At 64.9% G+C, this 25,752-nt stretch carries 20 protein-coding genes and 1 pseudogene; 9 read left to right on the top strand and 12 right to left on the bottom strand.

Annotated features, from left to right (window positions below):
• Positions 1-4 precede the first annotated feature (4 nt).
• A complete protein-coding gene (locus Q0T48_RS18265) occupies positions 5-1,348 on the top strand; it encodes a nitrate/sulfonate/bicarbonate ABC transporter ATP-binding protein (RefSeq protein WP_295959249.1) in 1,344 nt (447 codons plus the stop codon).
• Positions 1,349-1,425: 77 nt separating this feature from the next.
• Here the strand turns inward: Q0T48_RS18265 and gshB are convergent, their stop codons facing one another.
• Complete coding sequence (gshB, locus tag Q0T48_RS18260) at positions 1,426-2,385, bottom strand: glutathione synthase (RefSeq protein WP_295959247.1); 960 nt, start codon at positions 2,383-2,385, stop codon at positions 1,426-1,428.
• An 8-nt stretch (positions 2,386-2,393) separates the two neighbouring features.
• Positions 2,394-3,572 (bottom strand): benzoate/H(+) symporter BenE family transporter, encoded by a 1,179-nt coding sequence (locus Q0T48_RS18255; RefSeq protein WP_295959243.1) that lies wholly within the window; start codon positions 3,570-3,572, stop codon positions 2,394-2,396.
• A 73-nt stretch (positions 3,573-3,645) separates the two neighbouring features.
• Here Q0T48_RS18255 and Q0T48_RS18250 point away from each other — a divergent pair, with 73 nt between their 5' ends.
• From Q0T48_RS18250 to Q0T48_RS18230, 5 genes and pseudogenes are all read left to right on the top strand, one after another.
• Positions 3,646-4,140: a MarR family transcriptional regulator gene (locus Q0T48_RS18250; protein WP_295959241.1), complete on the top strand. Its 495-nt coding sequence runs from the start codon at positions 3,646-3,648 to the stop codon at positions 4,138-4,140.
• A pseudogene (locus tag Q0T48_RS18245) lies at positions 4,137-6,194 on the top strand (FUSC family protein). Before Q0T48_RS18250 ends, Q0T48_RS18245 begins: the two are co-directional and overlap by 4 nt.
• The gene (locus Q0T48_RS18240) at positions 6,191-6,400 is read left to right on the top strand and encodes a DUF1656 domain-containing protein (RefSeq protein ID WP_295959238.1); all 210 of its coding nucleotides are present in this window, start codon (positions 6,191-6,193) and stop codon (positions 6,398-6,400) included. The pseudogene Q0T48_RS18245 and the gene Q0T48_RS18240 overlap by 4 nt, the downstream one beginning before the upstream one ends.
• Positions 6,401-6,407: 7 nt before the next feature.
• Positions 6,408-7,304 (top strand): efflux RND transporter periplasmic adaptor subunit, encoded by an 897-nt coding sequence (locus tag Q0T48_RS18235; protein WP_295959236.1) that lies wholly within the window; start codon positions 6,408-6,410, stop codon positions 7,302-7,304.
• Positions 7,305-7,306: 2 nt separating this feature from the next.
• Complete coding sequence (locus Q0T48_RS18230; RefSeq protein WP_295959234.1) at positions 7,307-8,734, top strand: efflux transporter outer membrane subunit; 1,428 nt, start codon at positions 7,307-7,309, stop codon at positions 8,732-8,734.
• Between the two features lie 162 nt (positions 8,735-8,896).
• Here the strand turns inward: Q0T48_RS18230 and Q0T48_RS18225 are convergent, their stop codons facing one another.
• Positions 8,897-9,259: a hypothetical protein gene (locus tag Q0T48_RS18225; RefSeq protein ID WP_295959232.1), complete on the bottom strand. Its 363-nt coding sequence runs from the start codon at positions 9,257-9,259 to the stop codon at positions 8,897-8,899.
• Positions 9,260-9,383: 124 nt separating this feature from the next.
• Complete coding sequence (locus tag Q0T48_RS18220; protein ID WP_295959229.1) at positions 9,384-10,787, bottom strand: coniferyl aldehyde dehydrogenase; 1,404 nt, start codon at positions 10,785-10,787, stop codon at positions 9,384-9,386.
• Positions 10,788-10,880: 93 nt separating this feature from the next.
• Here Q0T48_RS18220 and nadC point away from each other — a divergent pair, with 93 nt between their 5' ends.
• Genes nadC through pabB form a run of 3 tightly spaced genes read left to right on the top strand, consistent with a single transcriptional unit; the run spans position 10,881 to position 14,609 of the window.
• Positions 10,881-11,756: a carboxylating nicotinate-nucleotide diphosphorylase gene (nadC, locus tag Q0T48_RS18215; protein WP_295959227.1), complete on the top strand. Its 876-nt coding sequence runs from the start codon at positions 10,881-10,883 to the stop codon at positions 11,754-11,756.
• Between the two features lie 10 nt (positions 11,757-11,766).
• Positions 11,767-12,879, top strand: a complete 1,113-nt coding sequence (gene nadA / locus Q0T48_RS18210; RefSeq protein ID WP_295959225.1) for a quinolinate synthase NadA — start codon at positions 11,767-11,769, stop codon at positions 12,877-12,879.
• Positions 12,879-14,609 carry an aminodeoxychorismate synthase component I gene (gene pabB / locus Q0T48_RS18205; protein ID WP_295959223.1) on the top strand — a complete coding sequence of 577 codons (1,731 nt, stop codon included), beginning with the start codon at positions 12,879-12,881 and terminating at the stop codon, positions 14,607-14,609. Before nadA ends, pabB begins: the two co-directional genes overlap by 1 nt.
• An 83-nt stretch (positions 14,610-14,692) precedes the next feature.
• Here the strand turns inward: pabB and Q0T48_RS18200 are convergent, their stop codons facing one another.
• From Q0T48_RS18200 to Q0T48_RS18165, 8 genes are all read right to left on the bottom strand, one after another.
• Positions 14,693-16,834 carry a hypothetical protein gene (locus Q0T48_RS18200; protein ID WP_295959220.1) on the bottom strand — a complete coding sequence of 714 codons (2,142 nt, stop codon included), beginning with the start codon at positions 16,832-16,834 and terminating at the stop codon, positions 14,693-14,695.
• A gap of 281 nt (positions 16,835-17,115) precedes the next feature.
• A complete protein-coding gene (locus Q0T48_RS18195) occupies positions 17,116-18,099 on the bottom strand; it encodes a hypothetical protein (RefSeq protein ID WP_295959217.1) in 984 nt (327 codons plus the stop codon).
• On the bottom strand, positions 18,092-18,901 hold the full coding sequence (locus Q0T48_RS18190; RefSeq protein ID WP_295959214.1) for a hypothetical protein: 810 nt from the start codon (positions 18,899-18,901) through the stop codon (positions 18,092-18,094). Before Q0T48_RS18190 ends, Q0T48_RS18195 begins: the two co-directional genes overlap by 8 nt.
• Positions 18,902-18,909: 8 nt before the next feature.
• On the bottom strand, positions 18,910-19,713 hold the full coding sequence (locus Q0T48_RS18185; RefSeq protein ID WP_295959211.1) for a YaiO family outer membrane beta-barrel protein: 804 nt from the start codon (positions 19,711-19,713) through the stop codon (positions 18,910-18,912).
• On the bottom strand, positions 19,704-20,894 hold the full coding sequence (gene wecB, locus Q0T48_RS18180) for a UDP-N-acetylglucosamine 2-epimerase (non-hydrolyzing) (RefSeq protein WP_295959208.1): 1,191 nt from the start codon (positions 20,892-20,894) through the stop codon (positions 19,704-19,706). Before wecB ends, Q0T48_RS18185 begins: the two co-directional genes overlap by 10 nt.
• Positions 20,891-22,807: a hypothetical protein gene (locus Q0T48_RS18175; protein WP_295959205.1), complete on the bottom strand. Its 1,917-nt coding sequence runs from the start codon at positions 22,805-22,807 to the stop codon at positions 20,891-20,893. Before Q0T48_RS18175 ends, wecB begins: the two co-directional genes overlap by 4 nt.
• Entirely contained in the window at positions 22,804-23,928 is a 1,125-nt protein-coding gene (locus Q0T48_RS18170; protein WP_295959202.1) for a hypothetical protein, read from the bottom strand. Before Q0T48_RS18170 ends, Q0T48_RS18175 begins: the two co-directional genes overlap by 4 nt.
• Positions 23,925-25,214 (bottom strand): glycosyltransferase family 2 protein, encoded by a 1,290-nt coding sequence (locus tag Q0T48_RS18165; protein WP_295959560.1) that lies wholly within the window; start codon positions 25,212-25,214, stop codon positions 23,925-23,927. The genes Q0T48_RS18170 and Q0T48_RS18165 overlap by 4 nt, the downstream gene beginning before the upstream one ends.
• Positions 25,215-25,752 lie beyond the last annotated feature (538 nt).

Raw genomic sequence — 25,752 nt, 5'->3', positions numbered from 1 at the left:
TCCCATGACTACCCACATCACTTCCACCAGCCCCCAAGCACCGATTGCCGAGCTGCGCGCCGTCACCAAGCTGTTCACCACCAGCGGCGGGCACGAACTCAAGGTGCTGGACCAGATCGACGTGGCCGTGCACGAGGGCGAGCTGCTGGCCTTGCTGGGCCAGTCGGGCTCGGGCAAGTCCACCATCCTGCGCTGCCTGACCGGGCTGATCGAGCCCACCTCGGGCCGGGTCTTGCACAAGGGCGAAACCCTGCGCGGCATCAACGACGAAGCCTCGGTGGTGTTCCAGACTTTCGCGCTGTACCCCTGGTTGACGGTGGAGCAAAACGTGGCCGTGGGCCTGATGGCACGCCCCATCAGCCGCGCTGACCGCGACATCGCTGTGGACCGCGCCATCGAGCTGATCGGCCTGGGCAACTACCACGGGGCCTATCCGCGCGAACTGTCGGGTGGCATGCGCCAGCGCGTCGGCATTGCCCGCGCCCTGGTGTCGCAGCCCCGGCTGCTGTGCCTGGACGAAGCCTTCAGCGCCCTGGACGTGCTGACCGCCGAGAACCTGCGCCAGGAGCTGATCAACCTGTGGCGCACGCCGGGCACGGGGCTGAGCTCGATCTTCATGGTGACGCACAACATCGAGGAAGCAGTAGAAATGGCCACCCGCATAGTGGTGCTGTTCCCGCGCCCCGGCCGCCTGGGCCTGGTGCTGGAGAACCCCTTGCCGTATCCGCGCGACACCAAGAGCCCGGAATTCCAGCGGCTGGTCAGCCTGATCCACGAATGCATCACCACCACCACCTTGCCGGATACGCCCGCCGAAGTGCAGCTGGCCGGCCAGCCCATCTCGCGCGCCCGCACCCGCATGGAGTCGATTCCGCTGGTGCCGGTGGGGCAGATTCTGGGCCTGCTGAGCATCTTGAACGACTCGCCCGAACTGTCCAACATCTACGACATCTCGGACGAGATCGGCAAGGAGTTTGGCGAGACGATTGCGCTGGTAAAGGCCGCAGAAATCCTGGAGCTGATCGACACGCCGAAAGACCAGGTGGTGTTTACCGAACTGGGCCGCCGCTTTGTGGCCGCTGACCCCGCCACCCGCCGCGCCATTTTTGCCGAACAGGTGTTCAAGCTGCGGCTGTTCCACATCATCATCGCCCTGCTGCACGAGTACGAAGAAGTGGAAGCCGACCGCGTCATCAAGGACATCGGCAGCGCCCTGCCCTACGACAACCCCGAACGCATCTTCCAGACCATGATTGCCTGGGGCCGCTACGCCGGGCTGATGGACTGCAACGCCAAGACGCGGATGGTGTTTGTGCCGAAAAACGAAACCGCCGACGAGGCCGCGTAAAACGGCTACCAAGTAGGATTGCTACAAAATAAATAGCCACTAGCGCAGGCACTGTCTACGCTAGTGACCTATTTTGTTTAAATTTTCAGGGCAGCTTCCAGCGCGTCGATAAACAGCGCCGCCACGTCGCAGCCGGTCTGGTCGAAGATTTCCTGGAAGCAGGTGGGGCTGGTCACGTTGATTTCGGTGACGCAGTCGCCGATCACATCCACGCCCACCAGCAGCAGGCCGCGCGCCGCCAGGATGGGGCCCAGGGTTTCGCCGATCTCGCGGTCGCGCTCTGACAGCGGCTGCGCAACGCCCTTGCCGCCCACCGCCAGATTGCCACGCACCTCCCCGCCCTGCGGAATGCGCGCTAGGCAGAACGGCACCGGCTTGCCGCCGATCACCAGCACGCGCTTGTCGCCCAGGACGATTTCGGGCAGAAACTTTTGCACCATCACGCTTTGGGCACCGTCTTTATTCAGCGTCTCGATGATGCCGCCCAGGTTCAAGCCGTCGTCCTTCACCCGGAAGATACCCATGCCGCCCATGCCGTCCAGCGGCTTCAAGATGATGTCGCGGTGCGTGGCGTGGAAGGCCTTGATGGCCTCGGCGCTGCGCGTCACCAGCGTGGGGCCGCTGAACTGCGGGAACTCCATGATGGCCAGCTTTTCCGGGTGGTCGCGCAGCGCGCGCGGCTTGTTGAACACCCGGGCACCCTCGCGCTCGGCCTGCTCCAGCAGGTGGGTGGCGTAGAAGAATTCCGAATCAAACGGCGGGTCCTTGCGCATGATGATCGCGCCAAAGTCTCTCAAAGCACGCGGGCTGCCCGCAAACAACGGCTGGGCCACGCTGAACCAGGCGGCCTTGTCCCCGGTGAGATGGATATCCCGCACCTGCGCCGTCACCACCCCGCCGGTTTGCCACTGCAAATCCTGCGGCTCGCAGGCTGAAATGGTGTGCCCGCGCCGCTGCGCCTCGCGCATCATTACAAAGGTAGTGTCCTTGTGGATTTTGAAAGATTCAAGGGGATCGGCGACGAAGAGGATGTTCATGGAAACCTTCAAACAATGGAACGGCGGTACTGTTGCACAAACAGGGCGATGGCCCCGGCCACCACACCCCAAAAGGCCGAGCCCACACCGGCTATCACCACGCCGCTGAGCGTGACCAGGAAAGTGATGGTAGCGGCCTCGCGGTGCTGTGGGTCGTGCAGGGCGGTGGACAGCGCACCGCCAATCGTGCCCAGCAGCGCCAGCCCGGCGATGGCGGCAATCAGCTCGCGCGGAAAGGCCGTCAGCACGCCGGTGATGGCCGCGCCAAAGATGCCGATCAGCACGTAGAAGATGCCGCAGGCGGCGGCGGCGGTGTAGCGCTTGGCCTTGTCGCTATGCGCCTCGGGGCCCATGCAGATGGCGGCGGTGATGGAGCTCAGGCACAGCGCAAACGCGCCGAACGGGGCCAGCACCAGCGTGGCCAGGCCGGTGATGGTGATGAGTTTGGAGATCGGCATGGCATAGCCCGCCGCCCGGATGGCCGCCACGCCAGGCAGGTTTTGCGAGGCCATGGTCACCACGAACAGCGGCAGCGCCATGCTGACCATCGCGCTCCAGGTAAACGTGGGCACCACCAGCACCGGTTTTGCCAAGGAAAACACGATGCCAGCGCTGATGAACTCTCCACGAGCAGCTACGAAAGCAATAGCAACCAGCAAAGTCAGCACCACCGCAAAACGCGGCAGCCAGCGCCGGGCCAGCAAATAGGTGGCCAGCATCAGCAACACCAGCGGCAGGGCCGACTGGGCGGCGGCAAAGCCGTTCAGCCCAAAGCGCGCCAGTACCCCGGCTAGCAGAGCGGCGGCAATCGCCACCGGAATGCGGCCCATCACCCGCTCGAACAGACCGGTGATGCCGCACAGCGCAATCAGCGCGCCGCTGGCCATGAAGGCACCAATCGCCTCGGACATGCTGAAGCCGCCCGCCAATGCCGCCGTGGCCACCACTGCCGCGCCGGGCGTGGACCAGGCAATCATCACCGGCTGGCGCAGCCACAGCGAGGGCAGCAGCGTGCACAGCCCCATGCCCAGGCCCAGCGCCCACATCCACGAGGTGAGCTGCTCCGGCGTGGCGTGCAGGGCCTGCGCGGCCTGGAAAACGATGGCCACCGAGCTGGTGAAGCCGACCAGTACCGCCACGAAACCGGCGGTGGTGGCGGAAAGGTTTATGTCTTTAAAAAACGTCATGCATCCATTGTCCATGACAGAAAATGCGTTCTCCTCTAAAATAGGTAGCAAGCTAACTAATTTAAATGTACACATGCCCTCCCACCCCACTCCGGCCGAACGGGCCGCCTCGCTGATGGCCTTGTCGGTCTCTCTGGCCAGCCTGCAGCGCGGCTACCGTGCGGCGGTGGACAGCACCGTGGCCCACGCCGGTCTGTCGCAGGCACTGGCCTTGCCGCTGGTGATGATTGGCCGCCACGGCGACGGCCTGCGCCCCGGTGTGCTGGCGAATCTGCTGGGGATCGAGGGGCCGTCCCTGGTGCGCTCCATCGCCCAGCTGGAAAAGCTCGGGCTCATCGCCTGCGTGGAAGACCCGCTGGACCGGCGCGCCAAAACACTGCACCTCACCCCCACGGGTGCCGAGGTCCGCGCCCACATCGAGGCCGCCCTCACCGATCTGCGCACCACCTTGTACGAGGGCGTAAGCGATGCCGACGTGGCCGCCTGCCTGCGCGTATTCGCCACGCTGGAGCAGCGCCTGGGCCGCAAACCCAGTGTGGAGCTGCGTTCAGCTCCGTCGGCACCATGAAACTCCCGCACTTCAGCCGGGCCGACCTGCTGTTTTCGGCCAAAAGCTTTGCTGCGGGCATGCTGGCCATGTACCTGGCCAGCCGGGCCGGGCTGCCGCGCCCGTTCTGGTCGCTGCTGACGGCCTACGTGGTGGCCAACCCGCTGGCGGGGGCCGTGCGCTCCAAGGCGCTGTTCCGGTTTCTGGGCACATTGGTGGGCAGCACGGCTGCGGTGCTGCTGGTGCCCTCGCTGTCCAACGCGCCCGAGCTGCTGACCCTAGCGCTGGCGCTGTGGGTCGGGCTGTGCCTGTTTGTCTCGCTGCTAGACCGCACGCCGCGGGCCTACATCTTTCTGCTGGCCGGGTACACGGCGGCGCTGATCGGATTTCCGTTGGTGCAGGCCCCGCTGCTGATTTTTGACACCGCCGTGGCCCGGGTGGAAGAAATCGGCCTGGCAATTTTGTGCGCCACCCTGGTCCACAGCATCGTGCTGCCCGTGGGGCTGGCCCCCACCGTACTGGGCCTGCTGGACCGCACGCTGGGCGATGCCCGCCAGTGGCTGGCCAAGCTGCTGCAACCCGGCCCACGCCAGGGCACAGACGACCCGCATGCCCTGCAGGCAGGCCGCCGCAAGCTGGCCGCCGACATCACGCAGCTGCGCCTGCTGTCCACCCACGTGCCGTTTGACACCACCCACCTGCGCTGGACTGCCGGGGCCATCCGCGCCATGCAAGACCGCGTGGCCGCGTTGACGCCCACCCTGTCGTCGGTGGAAGACCGGCTGGCCGCGCTGGAGCGGGCCCAGGGCACGCTGGCCCCCGACGTGACCGCCCTGCTCGACCGCATCGGCCAGTGGCTGCAAGCCCCCACCGCCCAGCAAACCGCCGACCTGCCCGCGTTGCAGGAAGCCATTTAGGCCGCAGCCCGCCCTGCGGACACCCACGCGCCGTGGGAACAGGGCCTGCGCGTCGGCCTGGCCACCGGGCTGCAAGATCTGGTGGAGGGCTGGCGCGCCTGCGCCGCCCTGCGCCGCGACATCGACGCGGGCATGACCGGCGCAGCCATGCCTCGGCACACGGCCTCCAGCAACCAGGTGCTGCACCGCGACTACGGCATGGCGCTGCTGTCGTCGCTGGCGGCCATTCTGGCGATTTGCCTGTGTAGCGCTTTCTGGATCGCCACCGGCTGGTCCAGCGGGTCCGCAGCGGCCATGATGGCGGCGGTGTTCTGTAGCTTTTTTGCATCCATGGACGACCCGGTGCCCGCCATCCACGGCTTCCTGAAATTCACCCTGTGGTCGGTGCCGATCTCGTGCGTCTACGTGCTGTTGCTGATGCCATTGGTGCACGACTTCGGCATGCTGGTACTGGTGTGTGCCCCGGTGTTTTTGCTGGCCGGGTGCTTCATGGCCCAGCCCGCCACCACGCCGGGAGCCCTGGCCCTGCTGTTTGGCGTGGCCGGCACCCTGGCCCTGCACGACACAGCCAACGACGACCTGGCCAGCTTTGTCAACGGGCTGCTGGGCCAGGTGGCTGGCATTGTGGTGGCGGCCCGGGTGACGCGGCTGGTGCGCTCGGTGGGGGCCGAATGGAGCGCCCGGCGCATCCAGCTCGCCATCTGGCGCGAGCTAGGCGAGATGGCCGGATCGCGCGGCACGCCCACCACCTCCCCGGCCTACACCGTGCGCATGCTGGACCGCATTGGCCTGCTGGCCCCGCGGATCGCCATGGCCAGCGCCGACGACCCCAGCCTGGTGGCGAATGACGCGCTACGCGACCTGCGCGTGGGCGTAGACATTGTGGGTTTGCAGCAGGGCCGCGCCGCGCTGCCACCCCAGGCCGTGGGCGGTCTGCTGGCCAACATCGCCCAGTTTTTCCACCAGCGCGGGGCCGGGCGCAGCGCCGTGTGGTCCCCCAGTCTGCTGGCCGACATTGACCACAGCCTGCAAACCGTGCTGGCCACCCGGGGTACCAGCCCCGCCTGGCACAGCGCCGTGACCGCCCTGGTCGGCCTGCGCCGCAATATTTTTCCCGAGGCCACCGACCTCACACCCATCCCAGGAGCCACCGCATGATTGGCCAAATCTCTGTCTACGGCCTGTACCTGCCCTGGTTGATGGTGCTGGCCTTTGGCGCGCTCATCGCCCTGTGGGCTGTGCGCCGCCTGCTGGCGGCTACTGGCCTGTACCGCTGGGTTTGGCACCCAGCCCTGTTCGACCTGGCGCTGTACGTGCTGCTGCTCTACGGGCTCAGCCTCATCCATACCCCTTCTTTGCATTGACCGCCCCATGACCACTTCGCCTGTCAAATCCTGGGCCCAGCCCCTCGCCCGCATCCTCGTTACCCTGCTGGTGGTGGCCGCCGCCGTGTGGGCCGCCCTGCGCCTGTGGGACCACTACGAACTCGCCCCCTGGACGCGCGACGGCCGGGTGCGGGCCAACGTGGTGCAAATCAGCGCCGACGTGTCCGGCCTGGTCACCACCGTGGCCGTGCACGACAACCAGCAGGTCAAAGCCGGCGACCTGCTGTTCGAGGTAGACCGCGCCCGCTACGCCCTGGCCTTGCGCCAGGCCCAGGCGGCTTTGGGTGCCCAGCGCATCGCCCTGGCCCAGGCACAGCGCGAAAGCGCCCGCGATGCCGGGCTGGGGGCGCTCGTATCGCAAGAGCTGCGGGAACAGGCCGGGGTGCGCGCCGACCAGGCCCGGGCCCTAGTGGCCCAGGGCGAGGTGGCGCTGGACACCGCCAAACTCAACCTCGACCGCGCCCAGGTGCGCGCCCCCAGCGACGGCTGGATCACCAACCTGGACCTGCACACCGGCAGCTACGCGGCGGCGGGCCACGCGGTGCTGGCGCTGGTAGATGCCCGCTCGTTCTACGTGGAGGGCTACTTTGAAGAAACCAAGCTGGCGCGCATCCACATCGGCGACCGGGTAGACGTGACCCCGATGGGCGACGGCACGGTGCTGCCCGGCGTGGTGGAAAGCCTGGCCGCAGGCATTGCCGACCATGACCGCAGCCCCAGCGCCAGCCTGCTGCCCAATGTGAACCCCACCTTCAACTGGGTGCGACTGCCGCAGCGCATCCCGGTGCGCGTCAAACTCGACGCCCTGCCCGCCAGCGCCCGCCTGGTGGCTGGCCAGACCGTGACGGTGCAGGTGCGCGAAGCCGCCGCACCGAAAGGCTGAACATGCGCACGTCCCTTTTTTACCTGCTGCCCCTGGTAGCTGCGCTGGCCGCCTGCGGCACCGCCCCTGTCGGCCCCAACTACCAGCAGCCACCTGAGGCCCTGGCCAGCCAACCCGCCGCAGGCAAGCCGTTTGCCCAGGTGGACGGCCACGCGCCGTTCTCGGCCCAGCCGCTGCCCGACCACTGGTGGCGGCTGTACCAGGATGCGCGGCTGGACGCGCTAGTCGAAAAAGCGCTGGCGCACAACACCGACCTGCGCCAGGCCGTGGCCAACCTGGAACGGGTGCAGGCCCTGCAAACCGAAGTCTCGGGGGCGCAAAAACCCACCCTGGCCATCGAAGGCGGGCCGCAGTACGGCCATGTGTCCGGCATCTCGCTGCTACAAGAAGGCTACACGCCGCCCAACAGCGTGCTCTACAGCGCCGGTGCCGGGCTGTCCTACCAGCTGGACCTGTTTGGCCAGATCCACCGTGCCATCGAAGCCGCCGATGCCAGCAGCCAGGCCGCCCAGGCCGCGGTAGACCTAGTGCGCGTCAACGTCGCCGCAAGCACCGCGCGGGCCTATGCCCAGGTCTGCTCCAGCGGCCTGCGCATTGCCGCGGCACAAAAGTCGCAGGGCCTGCAACGCGAGGCGGTGGATGTATCTGAGCGCCTGCAGCAGGCGGGGCGAGCGGGCCTGATCGACGCGGCCCGCGCGCGCGGACAGTTGCAGCAGCTCAACGCCACCCTGCCGCCCCTGCAGGCCGAGCGCCAGGGCGCGCTGTACCGGCTGGCCACGCTGACCGGCGCGCTGCCGCAAGATTTCCCGCGCGAAGTCGCTAGCTGCACCACGCCGCCGCAGGTGGCTGGTGTGCTGCCGGTGGGCGACGGGGCCGCGCTGTTGCGCCGCCGCCCCGACATCCGCCAGGCCGAACGCCGCTTGGCCGAGGCCACGGCCCGCATCGGCGTAGCCACCGCCGACCTGTACCCCAAGATCAGCCTGGGCCTGAGCGCCGCATCGGCGGGCGAGTGGGCCGATCGGGGCCACCGCGACACCCTGAGCTGGGGCATTGGCCCGCTGATCAGCTGGAGCATCCCGATCAACGGCGCAGTACACGCCCGCATCGCCCAAGCCGAGGCCAGCACCCGGGGCGCGCTGGCCCAGTTCGACGGCACCGTGCTCACCTCCCTGCGCGAGACCGAAACCGCGCTGGACACCTACGCCCGCGAACTCGACCGCCACACCGCCCTGCAGGCCGCCCGCGCCGAGAACGCCGCCGTGGCCCAACAGGCCCGCCAGCTCTACCGCAACGGTAAAACCGGCTACCTCGATTCGCTGGATGCCGAGCGCGCCCTGGCCAGCAGCGAAGCCGCCCTGGCCGCGTCCGACGCGCAGCTGGCGGACGACCAGGTGGGGGTATTTTTGGCGCTGGGCGGTGGCTGGGAATGAATTGCACACCCCCAGGCTGCCGTGCTGCGCATCTTTATCTTTGGAGGGGGTGGCTATGGAGTGGATTGATGGCGTTTTAGGTTGCTAGCGCTCATTTTTCCTACGTGGGCCGCGATATACAAAGCAGCGATTTTGCAGCGTGTTACCGCCGCCAAAAGGGCGCTACCGGCCTAGTGTTCCAGGTCTCGCGTGCATGCGGGTCTGCTTTACGGCTTGGCGTTGGCCGAGGCGGCGGTCGGCCTGCTTTTGGGCGCGGCGCTCGACACCTTGCAACGCATATTTTTCTTTGGCCTCGGCATGCGCCCGCAGCGCCATGATCTGGGACTGGGTCTGCGCGTCATAGGGCGACTTTTCCCGGCGGCCCATAAAGACCATGTACACAATGGCAATCCCCACTATGGCAACTGCGCCACCAGAAAACATACTTTCCATTCTTCCTCCCCGTTTTTCGTGAATTATTTCCGTTTTGCAGGGTACGACAAGCATGCCAAGAGGCAAATTTGCAAGCACTTGTAATGCATGCATTTTTAGATTCAGCTTAATCGGTATGCAGGTTGCATGCCGATACCGCAATCAAATAAAACAAGTCAAATAGGCACCTAGCGCATACACCACAAATGCTTTAAGCTCTTATTTAAATAGCAAAACCTCAGTGCCTTCGGCCCAGCCAGCGCAGCAGCTTCTGGATGCGCGGCGTGTACGGCGGATACACCAAGCCACCGCCCGACCAGCGCGATTGCTGGAACACCGGCTTCTCATGGCTGAACCGGCGAAAGCCCCATTCGCCGTGGTAGTGCCCCTGGCCCGACGGCCCCACGCCGCCAAACGGCAGACCGTCTTGCGCCAGGTGCACCAGGGTGTCGTTGGTGCTTACCCCACCGGATTGGGTCTGCGCCAGCACCTGGTCGCGGTGGGCGGTGTTGCGGCCAAACCAGTACAGGGCCAGCGGCTTGTCGCGGGCGTTGATAAAGGCAATGGCCTCTTCCAGCGTGTCATAGGGCACGATGGGCAGCACCGGGCCGAAGATTTCTTCTTGCAGCACGCGCATGCCGTCGTGCACGTCCAGCAATAGCACCGGGGGCATCTGGCGACTACCGTTTGACGGCTCCAGTTCCACCACCGTTGCCCCCTGCGCCCGCGCATCGGCCACCAGGGCCTGCAGGCGCGCCCAGTGCCGGTCGCTGGCGATGCTGGTGTAGTCGGGGTTGCCCTGGAAGCGGGGGTACAGCCGCAGCATGCTGGCGCGCAGGGCTTTCACGAAGGCCCCCAGCATGGGCCGCGGCACTAGAGCGTAATCGGGGGCGATGCAGGTCTGGCCTGCGTTGATCAGCTTGCCCCAAGCCAGCCGGTCCAGCGTCTTGCCCAGGTCGCAGGATGTGTCCACCAGCACGGGCGACTTGCCGCCCAGCTCCAGCGTCACCGGGGTCAGATTTTTGGCGGCCGCCTGCGCCACCAGGCGGCCCACGGCGGTGGAGCCGGTGAACACCAAGTGGTCGAAAGGCTGGGCGCAAAACGCCTGGCCCAGCGCGGCATCGCCGGTGAGCACCGCCACCTCATCGGCGGAAAAGAATTCGGCCACCGCCAGCCGCAGCCCCTCGGCAAAGCGCGGCGTGAGCTCCGACGGCTTGAGCAGCGCCCGGTTGCCCGCCGCCAGCACATCCACCAGCGGCGACAAGGCCAGCAGCAGCGGATAGTTCCAGGGGCTGACGATACCCACCACGCCCAGCGGCTGGCGCAGCAGCAGGCTGCGGCCCGGCAAAAACATCCACCCGGTGGCGACCTGCCGGGGGTGCATCCACGCCCGCAGGTGCTGGCGCGCGTGGCGGATGGCACTGCGCACCGGTACGATTTCGGTCAGGGTGATCTCGGCGGCGGCGCGGGTGCCGAAGTCCTGGCCGATCTGGGCGGTGAAGGCCTCCGCATGCTGGTCCAGCAGCGCGCCCAGGCGCTGCAGCCGGTCCCGGCGGGTGGCCTCGCGCGGCGCGGGGTCGGCGGCATGGGCCTGGCGCTGCAGGGCCAGCAGGCGGGAAAGGTCGGATTCGGGAGTTTGCATAACCCCCATGGTGCCAGTACGCCCCGGCTGCGGGGAAAATACCCTGCCACAGATGTGACACACTTCGAGCCCCCGCCTGAGACACACAAAACCATGCCTCCGTTTTTTGACTTTTCCCCCGCCAGCATCGCCACCCTGGCCGCGGCCGATGTAGCCCGTGCCCTGCTTGAAGACGTTGGCCCCGGCGACCTGACCGCCGCGCTGATCGACCCCGCCCGCCACACCCGGGCCCGCATTCTGGCCCGCGAAGCTGCGGTGCTGTGCGGCACGCCTTGGGTGGAAGCGACGCTGCGCCAAATCGCCCCCACCGCCACCTGGACCTGGCTGGTAAATGAGGGCAAAACCTGCGCCGCCGACCAGGTGGTGTTGGAGCTGCAGGGCCCGGCCCAGGCCCTGCTGACCGCCGAGCGCACCGCCCTCAATTTCCTGCAACTGCTCAGCGCCGTCGCTAGCCGCACGGCGTTGCACGTGCAGGCGGTGGCCGGCACCGGCACCCACATCGTGGACACCCGCAAAACCCTGCCCGGCCTGCGCCTGGCGCAAAAGTACGCGGTGCGCATAGGCGGCGGCACCAACCACCGCATCGGCCTGTATGACGCAGTGCTGATCAAAGAGAACCACATCGCCGCTGCCGGGGGCGTGACCGCCGTGCTGCAACGCGCCGCCGCCCTGGCCCAGCAGGCGAGTTTCATCGAGATTGAGGTGGAGACGCTGGCCCAGCTCGACGAGGCCCTGAATGCCGGTGCCCGCATGGTGCTGCTGGACAACATGGACCTGCCCACCTTGCACGAGGCCGTGCGCCGCAACACTGCGCGCGGTGCCAACAAAGCCGTGCTGGAAATCTCCGGCGGCGTGACGCTGCAAGGCTTGCGCACCCTGGCCGAAACCGGCGTAGACCGGATCTCCATCGGTGGCCTGACCAAGGACGTGAAGGCCACCGATTACTCCATGCGTTTCCAGGACCTGTGAGGAAAAATCCATGACCACCACCATGATGGAAGTTGAATATGAGCAGCCCGTAGAGGGTGCCGTCTGCGCGCCACGCCACGCCTGGGCCCGCGTACCGGTGGAGCCCAGCCCCAGCGAACGCCTGGCGCTGAAAGACCGCATCCGCCGCCTGCTCAAAGAGCGCAATGCGGTGATGGTGTCGCACTATTACGTGCACCCCGACTTGCAAGATTTGGCCGAAGAAACCGGCGGCTTGGTCAGTGATTCGCTGGAGATGGCCCGCTTTGGCCGCGACCATGCGGCGCAGACCCTGGTGGTATCGGGCGTGCGCTTCATGGGCGAAACCGCCAAGATCCTGTCGCCCGAGAAGCGCATCCTCATGCCCGACCTGGATGCCACCTGCTCGCTCGACCTGGGCTGCCCCAGCGCCGAGTTCAACGCCTTTTGCGATGCCCACCCGGACCGCACCGTGGTGGTCTACGCCAACACCAGCGCCGAGGTGAAAGCCCGCGCCGACTGGCTGGTCACCTCCGGCTGCGCGCTGGACGTGGTGCGGGCTCTCAAAGACCAGGGCCACAAAATCCTGTGGGCCCCCGACAAACACCTGGGCAACTACATCCAGAAGGAAACAGGGGCCGACATGGTGTTCTGGAACGGGGCCTGCATCGTGCACGACGAGTTCAAGGCCTTCGAGCTGGAAGCCTTGAAGGCCGAGCACCCCGAAGCCAAGGTGCTGGTGCACCCCGAGTCGTCCGCCGACGTGATCGCCCTGGCCGATGCCGTGGGCTCCACCTCGGCCATCCTGGCGGCAGCCCGCACCATGGATGCCAGCACCTTCATCGTCGCCACCGACAACGGCATGCTGCACAAACTGCGCACGCAGAACCCCGGCAAATTGTTCATCGAGGCCCCCACTGCCGGCAACAGCGCCACCTGCAAGAGCTGCGCGCACTGCCCCTGGATGGCCATGAACGGCCTGGCCGGGCTGGCCCAGGTGCTGGAGCTGGGCACCAACGAGGTCCACATCAACCCCGCCCTGGGCCTGCGCGCCCGCCTGCCCATCGACCGCATGCTGGCCTTTACGGCGGCCCTCAAAAACGGCCTACCCACCACCGGCCTGGTGCCAAACATCGGCGCGGCCTGATGGAGGGAATCACCGCGCTGATCGACTTTGCCGACCCGCGCGGAGGCCCCCGTGTGCGCCATGCGTTTGGCACGCCGCTGCAGACCCTGCTGGCGCACACGCTGGCGCAAGTCAAGCCGCTGCTGGATGCAATGCAGGCCGCGTCGGCACAGGGGCAGTGGTGCGTGGGCTATCTGCGCTACGAGGCTGCGCCCGCGTTCGATGCGGCGTTGACGGTCCATCCTGCCGACGGCCCACTGGCCTGGTTTGCAGTGTTTGACGCACCCCTGCCTTGGCCAGAACCCGCCACCGCCAGCGCGCAAATCGACTGGCACAGCTTCATTTCCCGGCCCGATTTCGATGCAGCTATGGACAAGCTTCACCAAGCGATCAGTGCAGGCGATCTGTACCAGGTGAATCTGACAGCGCAGATGGCAGGCGACTTCCAGGGCGACCCGCAGGCTCTGTTTGCGGCCCTGCAGCGCGCCCAGCCAGGGGGCTATGCGGCGCTGCTGGATACCGGAGACGCGCAGATTTTTTCCGTCTCGCCCGAGCTGTTTTTCGACTGGCGGGATGGCCACATCCTGGCCCGCCCCATGAAAGGCACGGCCCGCCGCGGCGCGGATGCGCAAGAGGATGCGGCCCTGGCGGCATCGCTGCGCACGTCGCCCAAGGAGCGCGCCGAGAACGTGATGGTGGTGGACTTGCTGCGCAACGACATCTCGCGCATTGCCGAACCCTTCAGCGTGCAGGTGCCGCGCCTGTTCCACACCGAGGCCCTGCCCACGGTGTGGCAGATGACCTCCGACGTAACCGCCCGCACCCGGCCCGGCTGCACGCTGGCCGAGGTGTTCACCGCGCTATTCCCCTGCGGCTCGGTCACCGGCGCGCCCAAGGTGCAGGCGATGCGCATGATCCACAGCTTGGAGCCCACGGCGCGCGGCGTGTACTGCGGTGCCATCGGCGTGGTGCAGCCCGGTGGGGCCACCACCTTCAACGTGCCCATTCGCACCGTCACCCTGAGCGGCGCAGAGGCCCGCTGCGGCATCGGCAGCGGCATCACCTCTGACGCGCAAGCCGAGGGCGAGTGGCAGGAATGGGCCGCCAAGCAGGCCTTTGTGCAGCGCGCCAGCGCCCCGTTTGCGCTGCTGGAGACGCTGGCCATGGTGGGCGGCAGCCTGCGCCACCGTGAGGCCCACCTGGCCCGCATGCAGGCGGCGGCAGCGCATTTCGGTACGCCGTGGAATCTGGAACACGTCCACCAAACCCTGCAAGCCATCGCCCGTCCCCAAGGCGCATGGCGCGTACGCCTGCTGCTGGATGCGCAGGGCCAGGCCACGGCCGAGGCCTATTCGCTGGAAGCCAACCCGGAGCGCGTACGCCTGCAACTGGCCGACCATCCGCTGGCCGAGGCGCACAGCGAATTCGTCCGCTTTAAAACCACCCGCCGCGGCCACTACGATGCCTTTGCGCCAACGGAGCCAGGCGTGTTCGACACCCTGCTGTGGAACACGGCCGGTGAAATCACCGAGTGCACGCGCGGCAACATCGCCCTGCGGCTGGACGGCCGCTGGGTCACTCCGCCGCTGGCCTGCGGACTGCTGGGCGGCATCGGACGTGACAACGCCCTGCAAGCAGGGCGTATGGTGGAAGCGGTGGTGCGGGTAAGCGACCTGCCGCGTGTGGAAGCGCTGGCCTTCGTCAATAGCCTGCGCGGCTGGCTGGCGGCAGATCTGGCCACACCAACCTGAATGCTATATTTAATATAGCTACTGACACATATAAGTTCTACGCCAAAGGCCAATTTTATGTATAAATTAACCGATGGCTTAGCTTAGCGCTCGTAGGCCTGGAACGACAGGTTATTGCCGCCACTGGCGGTCACGATCCAGTTGGTATCGTCAAAAGGGTTGACCGTGGCCCAACCGCTGGTCACGACGGGCAGGGTGTAGCGGCTGCGGGGCAGCAACCAGGTCACATCGGTCAAAGACTGGGGGTTGCTGGCGGTAAAGCGGGTCGCGCCGTAATAGCCGGTGGTGGTGCTCCAGGTGGTCTGGATCCGGCGCTGAGAGAAGTCGGCGATCTGCGCCATGGTGTACCAGTTGAAGCGGCCCCAGTTCTTTAGGCCTTCGGCCCGCTGTACAAAGGTTTTTACCACGTTCAAATGGTTCCGTGCACCGGGTGGGTGGTTGTAGAACAGGCGGTTAGTGCGGTTGTTGACCACAAAGCTTTGCAGGTCCAGCAGCCACTGGGCCGAAGCGCCATCCGTCACACCGGTTTCTTCGAACTCCTCAAACGTGGCGGAGGTGCCCATGGGCGATACGGGCATGGCCCACAGTTTGTTGGTTACCCGCGCACCGCTGCGCCATTCGCGCGTGGCAGAGGTACCGGTGTTGCTGGCGGTGTACATGCCCACAATGCCATAGGCCTCCAGCCATTGGGTCGCCCACAGGGGGTTATTGCCTTGGGGGGCCGAATATTCGCGGCTCTTTTTACCCATGACGTTCTGGATCACGCCGACGTTGGCCTGCACCCAGGGCAGATAGGTACTGGCATTGGTTTCGTTGGCGTTCAAGCCAAAGATGTTGTGGTCCCAGCCGCCATGGGCACCGATCTCGTTCGTCAGGCTGCCGCGCTGCGCGCCAGCCGCCCGCACCACGGCTTGTCCTGCGGGATTGTTGGCCAGGTTCATGCCCAAGCCATCGCCAACCACATTCACATCGGGGCCCGCGGTGAATTGCACCGAGAACGGTCCCTTGCCCTGCATGAACCACTGCCCCATGACGAAGCCGTAGTCCGGAGTCAGGGCCTGCCCATCGTCCACATGCCAGTCGTAAATCAGGCCGCCCACACCTTTAGGCTGCACAGATATTTGTGGCATCACGACCTGGTCGCGGGCGAAGTGGTTCAAGAAGCCGTGCAGCAGCATGCCGTCGGTACCGATGGCGGTGAAGAAGCCCAGGGGGATGTTCACAAACAAGACCTTGCCGTTGCCGTAGGTGCGTTCACCCGCGACCAGACCGTGGTCTGGCGATGACAGGAACACATTACCCGGGAAGGTACCCGTGGTCACAAACGAGTAGTAGCCCAGCGCAGGAAAGCCATAGCCGCTGATGGTCTGCAAGGATTTGTCGTCTGCGCTCAACTGAGTCGAGACCCAACCGATGGGCTTTTCTTGCCAGTAGGCACCGGTGCTATCGACCGTGGCGCTGACATCATCCGAGTAGCGGAACGGGTAGCTGCCGGGCAGGCGCAACGCGGGGGTGGCCGTAGGCACGCACTGATCGTAACGCAGCGGGTTGAATGCCTGAGACCAGCCCTTGCGGAACCGTGCTTCCACCATGGGGCGCATCGCATCCGCACCGCCCGGATCTAACCGGCTGGTTGGCACGAAGGCAGTTGTGGCCGCTACCGCCGTCGGCGTGACGTAAGGCAGGAACTTGCCGGGAGGTACCGACAGGTTGTTCATCCGAGCCTTGCTGCCCACGATGGGGCCAAAGCCCACCACGCGGTCGCGCAGGGCTTCGTACTGCACATAGTCCACCCCGACCAGGTCGAAAAAGCGCGACTTGCCTGACGCATCATAAAAACCCAAGTCGTTCAAAGCGCCCGCATCGTAGGTCAGTAGCAGTCTGCCGCCCCCTGATACGTACAGTTTGACGGCGGCCACCAGCGCATTGCTGGCCTGGATGTGTGCGCTGTCAGGCAGCACCAGCCCGGCGATCTTGGAGGCCGCGGTGGTGCCCAGTGCGAGGAACGCCGAGTCGGTGATGGTTTTGATCTGGATGCCTTCCTCTACCGCAGCATCGGTCCAGACCTGAACTTGCCAGCTATTGAGCGCGGCGTTGTCGGGAATCAGCAGGGTCAGGTTGTCGCGCGAGGGCGTGGCCCAGGCCGTTGTACTGGCGGCCACAAAGGCGAGCAGGGTCAGAAATACGGCGACAAGGTGCCGCCGGGCGAAAAGATTCAGGTGCATAGGACATCCAAAGTGAAGTGAAAACAAAAAACCAACGCTTACAAAATCGGGTGGGCACCGGGGCTTACTGGCACGGGATCGGCCAGCCAAAACAACCACTGCAGGTCACCGACCTGGAACGGCTAGGCAAATAGCGCGTCGGGGCGCATCCAGGCACTGCGGGCCCGGGCCACCCACGTCGAGGCGGCGAGGTCATCGCCCACACAGTGCGCGGCAACCGCAACGGCCGGCCACCAAAACCCCTCTGGGTCCACGTTGCGCTGCGGCCAACCTGCCGCCTTTTACCAGGGCGCAATCGTTTGCTGCCATACAGCATGGGCACGTGCCACACCGGCAGCGCCATCGGGCTGCGCGGCATCCATCCACAGCAGCGGCCAAGCCTGGGCCACGGTATCGGGATACCAATGGGTGAAGTCGGATTTGCCGGCATCCACACTGACCAGCCAGGTGCGACTGGGGGCGTGCCAGAGGTGCTTTTGCACCGCCGCATCGGTACGCTGCGCCATCGCCATGCTGTTTTTGGCGGCTTGGGGGATGCCGTACACCTCGCGCTGTAGCTGTGCCCAGGCGCGCCAGCCCGCTGACACCTCAACCGCGTCCATCAAATACGCCACCTGGTGGTCGGGCTTGGCCCACGGCAGGCCGTTGGACTGGGTCAGCCGCGCCAAGATGGCGGCAGCTTCTTCCAAGGCCCGGCGCAAGCTGGGCTCCCGCAGCAACGGGCTCGCGGGTGCCGCCCGGGCATAGGCCTGGGCCATCAGCAACAGCGCTGCGGCAGTGCTGTCATAGGCATCCACCTGGGGGCAAGAACGCGGACTTTTGCCGGGTGGACAGGTGGATTCCTGCAGATCACTGGCCCGCACCCAGTGGTCAAATACCACGCTTTCGGATGGCCCGGTGGAGGTGGTGTGGGCCGCCTGCCAGCGTAACCACTGGGCGGCGGTGGGCGCCAGCCCAGGGGCCACCCGCAAAGCCCCGATCAGTCCCAGATTGACCTGGTAGGTCGATACGTAGTGCCACACTCCGCCCTGCGGATCCAGGTGCGCAGGCGAGTGGTGCACTTTGATGGCACCGTCGGCACTGTGGCCGGGAGCGTGTACCACCAGGCGGCCTAAAGCCTGCAACGCAGCATCCCGAAATGCGGCATCCACCAGTACGCCCGGGGGGCATGCCGCCGAGGTAAGAGGCGCATCTACAGCACCCACAGCGGCCGCGCATAGCGCTACCGCTGCAGCAAAGAGCTGGCGCACTTTGTATTTACGCATGGGTCACCTCGGCCATTTTCCAGCCCATCGCCCAGCCATACAGGGCCACAAAGCCAATGATGTCCAGCATGACGCCAAACAGCAGGTGCAGCAGCGGCATGACCACCAGCCCCATATGCTGGACCAACGCCACATGCAAGGCATATTGCAGCGGGGTCAGTACAAACAAAAAGAGCCAGCTCAGCACGGTCACCAAGCCGCGCTGCCACAGCGCAAACGGAAACAGGTAGTAGGTGGCAAGGTGGATCCACGGTGCCAACAGCATCAGGTGCCAAGCCTGGCGCAGCCCGCTGCCGGTGTGCAAGTCCACCGAATGCGGAAAACTGGCGGGCCAGAAGATGAAAAAGATCACCGATGCGCCATGGACCAGCACTGCAAAGCGCAGCAAATAGGCCACCGGCTTGGCGGCATCCGACATGCGGCCTGCGGCCCACCACACGCACAAAGCAGCCACCCCATGCCACACGGGAATCCATCCATCGGGGGCATCTAACTGCAAGTCGATAAACGGTACAGCCAGCACGTCCTCGCCACCCCGCCCGTGCACATCAAAATGGCCGGGCAATTCCAGCGCCCGCATCCACCACACGATCTCTACCGCCCAGGCCTGTGCCACCCAAGGGCGCAGCAGTACCAGCAACACCGTCAACACCACGGCCAGGGCCAGCCCCGCCCAGAGCCTGTGCCACGGCAGGTGCAGGCGGGATATCGCCCGGTGCGGCGGAATCGGGCTCCCTAAATGGCCAAACAGGCGCAGGCGCAGGGTCGACTCCAGAGGGGTAGTGGGCTTAGGCCTTGGCATCGCCGGTCCTACCACTGGGCGAAGAGCCCGACACCCAGTGTTTGACGCTGGTACGCGGGGTTGCGGTAGTGCTCGGCCTGCGCTGTAAAGCCCCACTGGGGGCCTATCCAGCGCCGCCAAGTAACCGACACACTACGGCTATGGAAGTTGACCAACTGCGTGGCTGCGCCCAAAGCCTGGTAGGCCTCGGTGCCATTGCTGAGGCGCAGGCTCAGGTACTGCTGGCCTTCCTGGCCAACGGTGACGCTGGCATAGGGCATGTCGGAATTGACGCTGCCGGGCTGGCTGAGGTTGAACGTGACACCCATCTCCAGCACCGCTGGCAGCGGCAGGTACCAGACCGCCGACAGGCGCAACCCGGAGTCGCTGCGGCCACCGTCATACACCGCGTGGTACAGCGCGCCAGAGGTCACCAGTTGGCGCTGGTCCAGCCATTTGGTAGACACCTGCAAATCAGCCCGGCCATTGGCCCAGTTGGGGCCGCCTTGCCCCACCACCAGCGTGCCCGTTGCGAACCAATCGGGTGCAAAGAAATCGGTATAGGCCAGTGCCCAGATACCACCCCGCTCGCCAAACTTGCGCTCCTGCATCAGTTCCGACTGCAGGCTGCTGCCTCTGGGCAAAGCCACGGTGGCACGCACCGCAAGGGCCTCGCCGTCCGGCAGCCCGGCGCTGAGTTTGCTGTGGGTGGCCTGGATGTCCCAGGTGACCGGGGACAGGGGCTGCACCGGTGCAGATTGGGCGGATACAGCCTGTGCCCCCAGCGCCATGGCCATGCCGGTACAGGCTTGGAAAATCGGGTTCAAACGCATGCGGAACTTTCGAGATCGCGGGCTAGTACATCGGCGATACGTGGGGCGGTACGGCCATCGCCAAACGGGTTGATGGCCTGGCGCATGCGTCCCAACACTGCGGGGTCGGTCAGCAGCTGCTTCACCGTACGGACGATGCGGGCGGTGTCGGTGCCGACGATCATTCCGGCACCGGCATCGATCAACTCGGGACGTTCGGTGGTGTCGCGCAGAACCAGCACCGGGCAGGACAATGCCGCCCCTTCTTCCTGAATGCCGCCCGAATCGGTCAGTGCCAGCGCACTGTGGTGCAGGCACCAGAGCAAGGCCGGGTAGTCCAGCGGTGGGCACAGCGTAAGCCGTCCACCCAGCTGCTCGGCAAGACCACCAAGTTCGGCGTAGACGGCATCACGCACGGCCGGATTACCATGCACCGGCCAGACCACCGCCAGATCAACATGTTGGGTGAGCAGCTGGGCCACGGCGCGGGCAATATGGTGGATGCCTTCACCCCAGTTTTCACGCCGGTGCGCGGTAACGGTCATCAGCTTGCAGTGCGTCAAATGTGGCTGCGGGGCTTGCAGCGCGACGGGCAGGGCCAAGCTGCCGTTTGCCAGCAGTTTCTCCATGCGGACGGTTCCCGCCAACGCGGCATCTACCGCCGTATTGCCCACGATGTATACGGCATGGCTGGGCACGCCTTCTTTGCCCAGGTTGCTAGCGGCCCCTGCGGTAGGGGCGAAATGCCAGCGCGCCAACCGGGCCGTGAGCTCGCGGTTTTTTTCTTCCGGGAAGGGTTCGCGGGGGTTACCGGTGCGCAGGCCCGCTTCCACATGGCCAATGGGCACATCCAGGTAAAAGGCGGCTTGCGCCGAGGCCAGCGTACTGGTGGTGTCACCATGCACCAGCACCGCGCGAGGTTGCACCCGCTCGTAAACCTCGGACAGGCCTTCCAGTAGCAGCGCATTTAAATGGGCCAGGCTGCCATTGCGCCGCTCCAGCACCACTTCGTGCTGGGGGTGGATACCAAAAAACGCATACAAACTGTCGGCCATTTCGCGGTGCTGGCCCGTGTGCACCCAGGCCACGGGCATGCCGCGGCGGTGCAGTTCGGCGTACACGGGGGCCATTTTGATGATTTCGGGACGCGTACCGACCGAGATAAGGATAGGGCGCTGGAGAGAGGAGTCGGGCGTATTCATGGTTTTTTTAACGTAACGGAAGCAGGGGAAATAGGGGCTGTTTGGAACGGCAGTCGCAGAGTTAGCGCCGCCTGGGCACCCGCCACCACGCGCCAGTAGCTGCCGTCGTGGTCGATCTGGGCCGTGCCCTGCAACACCACCGGCTGGGCATATCGCTGCATCGGTAGCAGCCAGGTGAAATGTTCCAGCGAGCGCGGATGGCTGGCGGTCAGCTGCTGCACTCCTGCAGACTGCCCGTCCTGCGCTATCTGCCACTGCACGCCAAGCCGTTGGTTGGCAAAGTCAGCGTACTGCGCCATGGTTATCCAGTGCAGCTCCTTCTTCTTCAGCAAGCGGGCGGTGTGCTGCATCCAGCCCTTGAAGGCGGCGGGAAACATCGCAATACCCGGCGGGTGAAAGTACACCAAGCGCACTGTGCGGTATTGGGCGCAGTAGTCGGCCACATCGCGCAGCCAGGCGGCGATATCGCGCTCGGACTGGTGTGCCACCTGGGAATCTTCAAACGTGCCGTAGGTGCCATAGCTCAGCACGGGGAAGGCCCACATGTCAGCAGGCCCGCGCCGCTCGCCCTGGTAGCTGCGGGTGGGGGCCATACCGATGTCACCGGTAAAGTAATAGGCCTGGATGCCCTTGTCGTGTAGCCACTGCGTAACCCAGGCTGGGTGGTTGCCGACCGGGGCCGAGTATTCGCGTACAGGCTTGCCGCTGGCGGCTTGCACGCTGGCCACATTCTTTTCAATGAACGGAATCGACACGGCAGGTGGTTGTTTATCCACCTTTAGACCAAGGGCGTTGTGGATCCATCCGCCGTGGCTGCCGACTTCGTCGCCGCGCGCGACAAAGCGACGCACCCACGCCTGCATGTTGGGGTTGTGGTCCAGGTCCATGCCCGCGCCGTCCCCTTCCGTATCGACATCGGGCCCGGCCGTAAGGTGCACCGAGTACGGCCCTTGCTCAAAGATGCCCAGGGCTTGCAAGGTCTCCATCGCAGGTTCGGCTTTAGCCGAGTCGATGTGACAGTTCATGATGAGCGCGCCCTGCGCCTCTGGCATGGCGGACAGCTGCGGCAACTGCGCCACGTCTTGCGCAAAGAAACGCAAAAAACTGTGCAAAAAGAAGCCGTCGGTACGCAACTTCAAATACCCCAACGGCAAATTGACGAACAGCACCTGACCCTTGCCTAGGGTATGCACGCCGGCTAGGAGGCCATCGCCGCCAAAATGCATCAGGCGCTGGCCATCAAAGATGCCGCTGGTGGCAAAAACCGGGTAGCGCAAACGGCCGTAGTTGTAGCTGACTACGGCCAGTTTTTCGTCGGCCCGGGGCGCAGGCTGGGTGCTGATCAACGGGCTTTCGCCGCCCTCTCGCATCAGCTTGCCCGGAGGCAGTCGCAGCAGCGATACCGCCGATCCATCGACCCAGGCGATCTCCTCGCTCAGCATGTGAGGTCCCAATGTCTCATACAGCGCGTAGCGGACCCCAGCCAACGCGGACAGGCGCGACTGCACCGGGTGGTAGTTTCCGTCCATATCGGAGACACCTGCGTCGTGCACCAGCATCAGCTGAGCACCAGCGCGCACCCGCGCTTCCAGATGGGCCACCACAGCACTGTTCATGCGGCGGTGGACGGTGTCTGGCACCACCAAAGCGGCATCCAGCGGATAGCCGCCCGGCCGCAACAGGGCCGAGACACGTACCACCGCCATGGGGAAACCGGTTTCCGTCGCGGCATCCTGCCAGACCTGCACGATGGGATCGTCGCTCGCCACGTCATCAGGGACCAGCAGTGCCAAATGCGTCAGCGGCATGGCGCGCTGCCCACCCCAATGTGGCCAGGCCCACAACGCGAACCAGCCCAGCAAGCCCGCAAGCACCACACCGCGCCCCAGATGCCACACCGTCACGCCCTTCATGCCAGCACCCCGTGTGCAGGCAAGATGCGCGAGGACTGGCCCGCCGCCGACGCGGGGATAAAGGTCGCGGCCTCTGCGGTCCAGCCTTTTTTCTCGGCCCAGAGCGTGCCGTAGACCGTAACCCCTGGTGCGATCTCGATGTGTGGCGCGGTGATGGTCGCAGGCGCGCCAGGCGCGCCAACCGTGCAGCCAGGACCAACCACAATCGCCACCTCGGACAACACCGCCCCCAGCACCACGCAGTTCGCAGCCAAATGAACAGCGCCGTCAGCCACCACACTCCCACTGATGTGGCAGCCAGCGCCCACATGCAGGTCACCGCGCGCTTTCAGGCTACCGTCTGCCTGGCAATGTGCACCTAAATCCAGATCGGCCAAACACACCACGTCCCCATGCCATGCACGGCGGTCTTCGATCCGCAACGCAGACCGCGCAAAGGCGCGGCGTGCTGGAGGGCTCCACACCGCACCAGCGGGCCAGTCGGTCATGGCAACACAGGACAAAACCGGCTCCGGCCCACGGGCGCGAAGGCTGCCGCGCTGCGCCACAAAGTCGATGCGGGAAGCATGCAACAGCATAAAAAATACCCCAGGCTCAACCGCCAGTGTGTCCTGGGCTGTCACGCGCCCCGCTAAATGGCAACCGGTGCCGACATGCAACTCGCGACCATGCGCCCAGCGCAGCACCGTACAAAAAGGTGCCAACGTGGCCTGCCCCCCGGCCCACAGCGCGCGGTAGACGTTGTGCGCCGCAGTATGCAGGCCAGCAGAGGCCGACACCTCGGCATAAAAGCCCATGTTTTCAGGCAGTTGGACATCGCCCTGGATATGCCACAAGCGGTCGGTACGACCGGCGGCCACTTCGGTCGCCAGCAGCGGCACGCCATTCGCACCGCGCGCCATATGGGCGATGCCGGAACCGCCCATATGCGTGGCCCCCACCTTGACGGCCTCAGCCAACAACGCGGCAAAACTATGGGCCAGGTAGAGTGGATCGAGGGCATCGGTTTCGTCAATTTTGAGCGGTACTACATCGCGGGGCCGCCTCCACTCGCGCAATGCCGGCATCAGCGGCAACACCATCACCAGCAACGCCAGTCCGACCAACAAGGACAACATCATGGCTGTATCTCTGTGGACACCGACAACAGCGGGATGGGCGTGGCAGGGGATGCCACGGGGCGGCGGTAGCGCACCGTTTTGTCCCAATGGAAACCACGACCGGGCAATCGATCCAGCAGCAACTGCTCAAGCACCGACTGGGCAATGGCAACGGCGCTCACGATGAAGCCCATGAACGTAAACGCCAACAAATGGATGCGCTGGCGCGAGCGGTCCAGGTGCACCGCCGTAGCGATCTCAAAAAACGCGGCAAAGTTACCCAGCGCGCTGTGCGCCATGAAGGCAATCAGCAGCAGCGCGGGTGCCAGTACCTGCATCGACACCGTGAAATACATCAGCAGACTGAGCACCCAGCCAAACAGCAAGATAGGCGACATCATGTAGACACCCAGCAGCAAAAACCCGTCTAGCCGCTCGATCAGACCCAGCGCCGGATTGCGCAGCAAAGCACCACCGTGGCGCACCAGCGCCTGGTTATGCCCTTTGGACCAGCGTTTGATCTGGCGCATGCGCACCGCCCAGTTCTGCGGCACTTCTTCGTAGCATTCGGCCCGGTTGTGGTAAACGGTTAACCAGCCGCCCAGCAGCAGGCGGTAGGTCAAATCGGTGTCTTCAGCCAGCACGTCGTCATGCCAGCCACCCACCGACTGCAACGCACTGATGCGGATGCCGCCCACCGTACCGCCGTATTGCGGCACCAGGCCGAGGTTCATGCGCGCTTGCTGGTCCACCTGGTAACCGCCAGAGCGCTCCAGATCCAGTAACCGGGTCAACAAATTGGCTCCCACGTTGTGCGGCACCACCCGACCCATCACTGCGCCCACCTCGGGATCAAAGAAGGGCGCCATCAACCGACGAATCAGGCCACGCGAGGGCATGTAATCGGCATCAAAAACAATGATGAAGTCAGTGTCGATCAGCGCCGTGGCATCCTTCAAGGCCGCCGCCTTGCCAGGCTTACCGCTGACCCGGTGGAACGGTGTGATGCGGCCCGGAAAGCGTGCCACCACGGCATCGATGATCTCGCGGGTGCGGTCACTGGAGCGGTCGTTGACAGGCATGATGACCATACGGTCCGCCGGATAGTCCACCCGCATGAGGTTTTCCAGGCAATCCTGGATCACGTCTTCTTCGTTATGGGCTGCCACAAAAATGGTCACCCTTGGCCAATTGGCGGTGACGATGCTGGCGTACGGATGGCGCTGGTGACCAAACAGCCGGTTGATGGAAAACACGTAGTGTCGCAAGGTGTAGACCGTCAGCAGCAGCATGACGATGCCCATCATGCTCACCAGAGACCAGGCCCACACGGCACCAAACGGGCTGGTCAGGACATAGCCCAAGGAGGCACCCGTATCGGCCTGCGCGCCTGATGCAAAACTTACAAGCGCTAGCACCGGCAAATTGCACAGGGCATAGGCGGTAGCTTTGGAGGACACAACAGCAGAGACGGAGTAAAGGGGCATCTTGAAAAGAATGGATTGTTAAAGCACCCCTTGCCATTTTGTATATTTACACTCTATAAATATAAATAATTTACGTGCATACAAACATATAAATGACAACACATGCAAGTGCGTCACCTTTGTCAACTACAAGAGGAGGAAATGCGCAAGCCGCTCGGTCCGAAATTTGGTGGGCTAACCGTTAAGGATTAGTGCCCACCCGTCCAAGCGGAAATGGAATGTAAACATTTTCCCGGAAAAAATTGTATGCACCGTAACAATTGTCTGGATAAAAAACTACCCCACACGCGGGTTGTCGCAGGCGAATACAGCAGAAATTCTTTCGCTCGGGATCGCCATCCATTGAATTTTGCCGTTT

Origin of the sequence: Rhodoferax sp., assembly GCF_025354435.1 — a bacterium.
Taxonomy (GTDB): Bacteria; Pseudomonadota; Gammaproteobacteria; order Burkholderiales; family Burkholderiaceae_C; genus Rhodoferax_B.
This window is presented reverse-complemented; position numbering and strand designations above follow the sequence as displayed.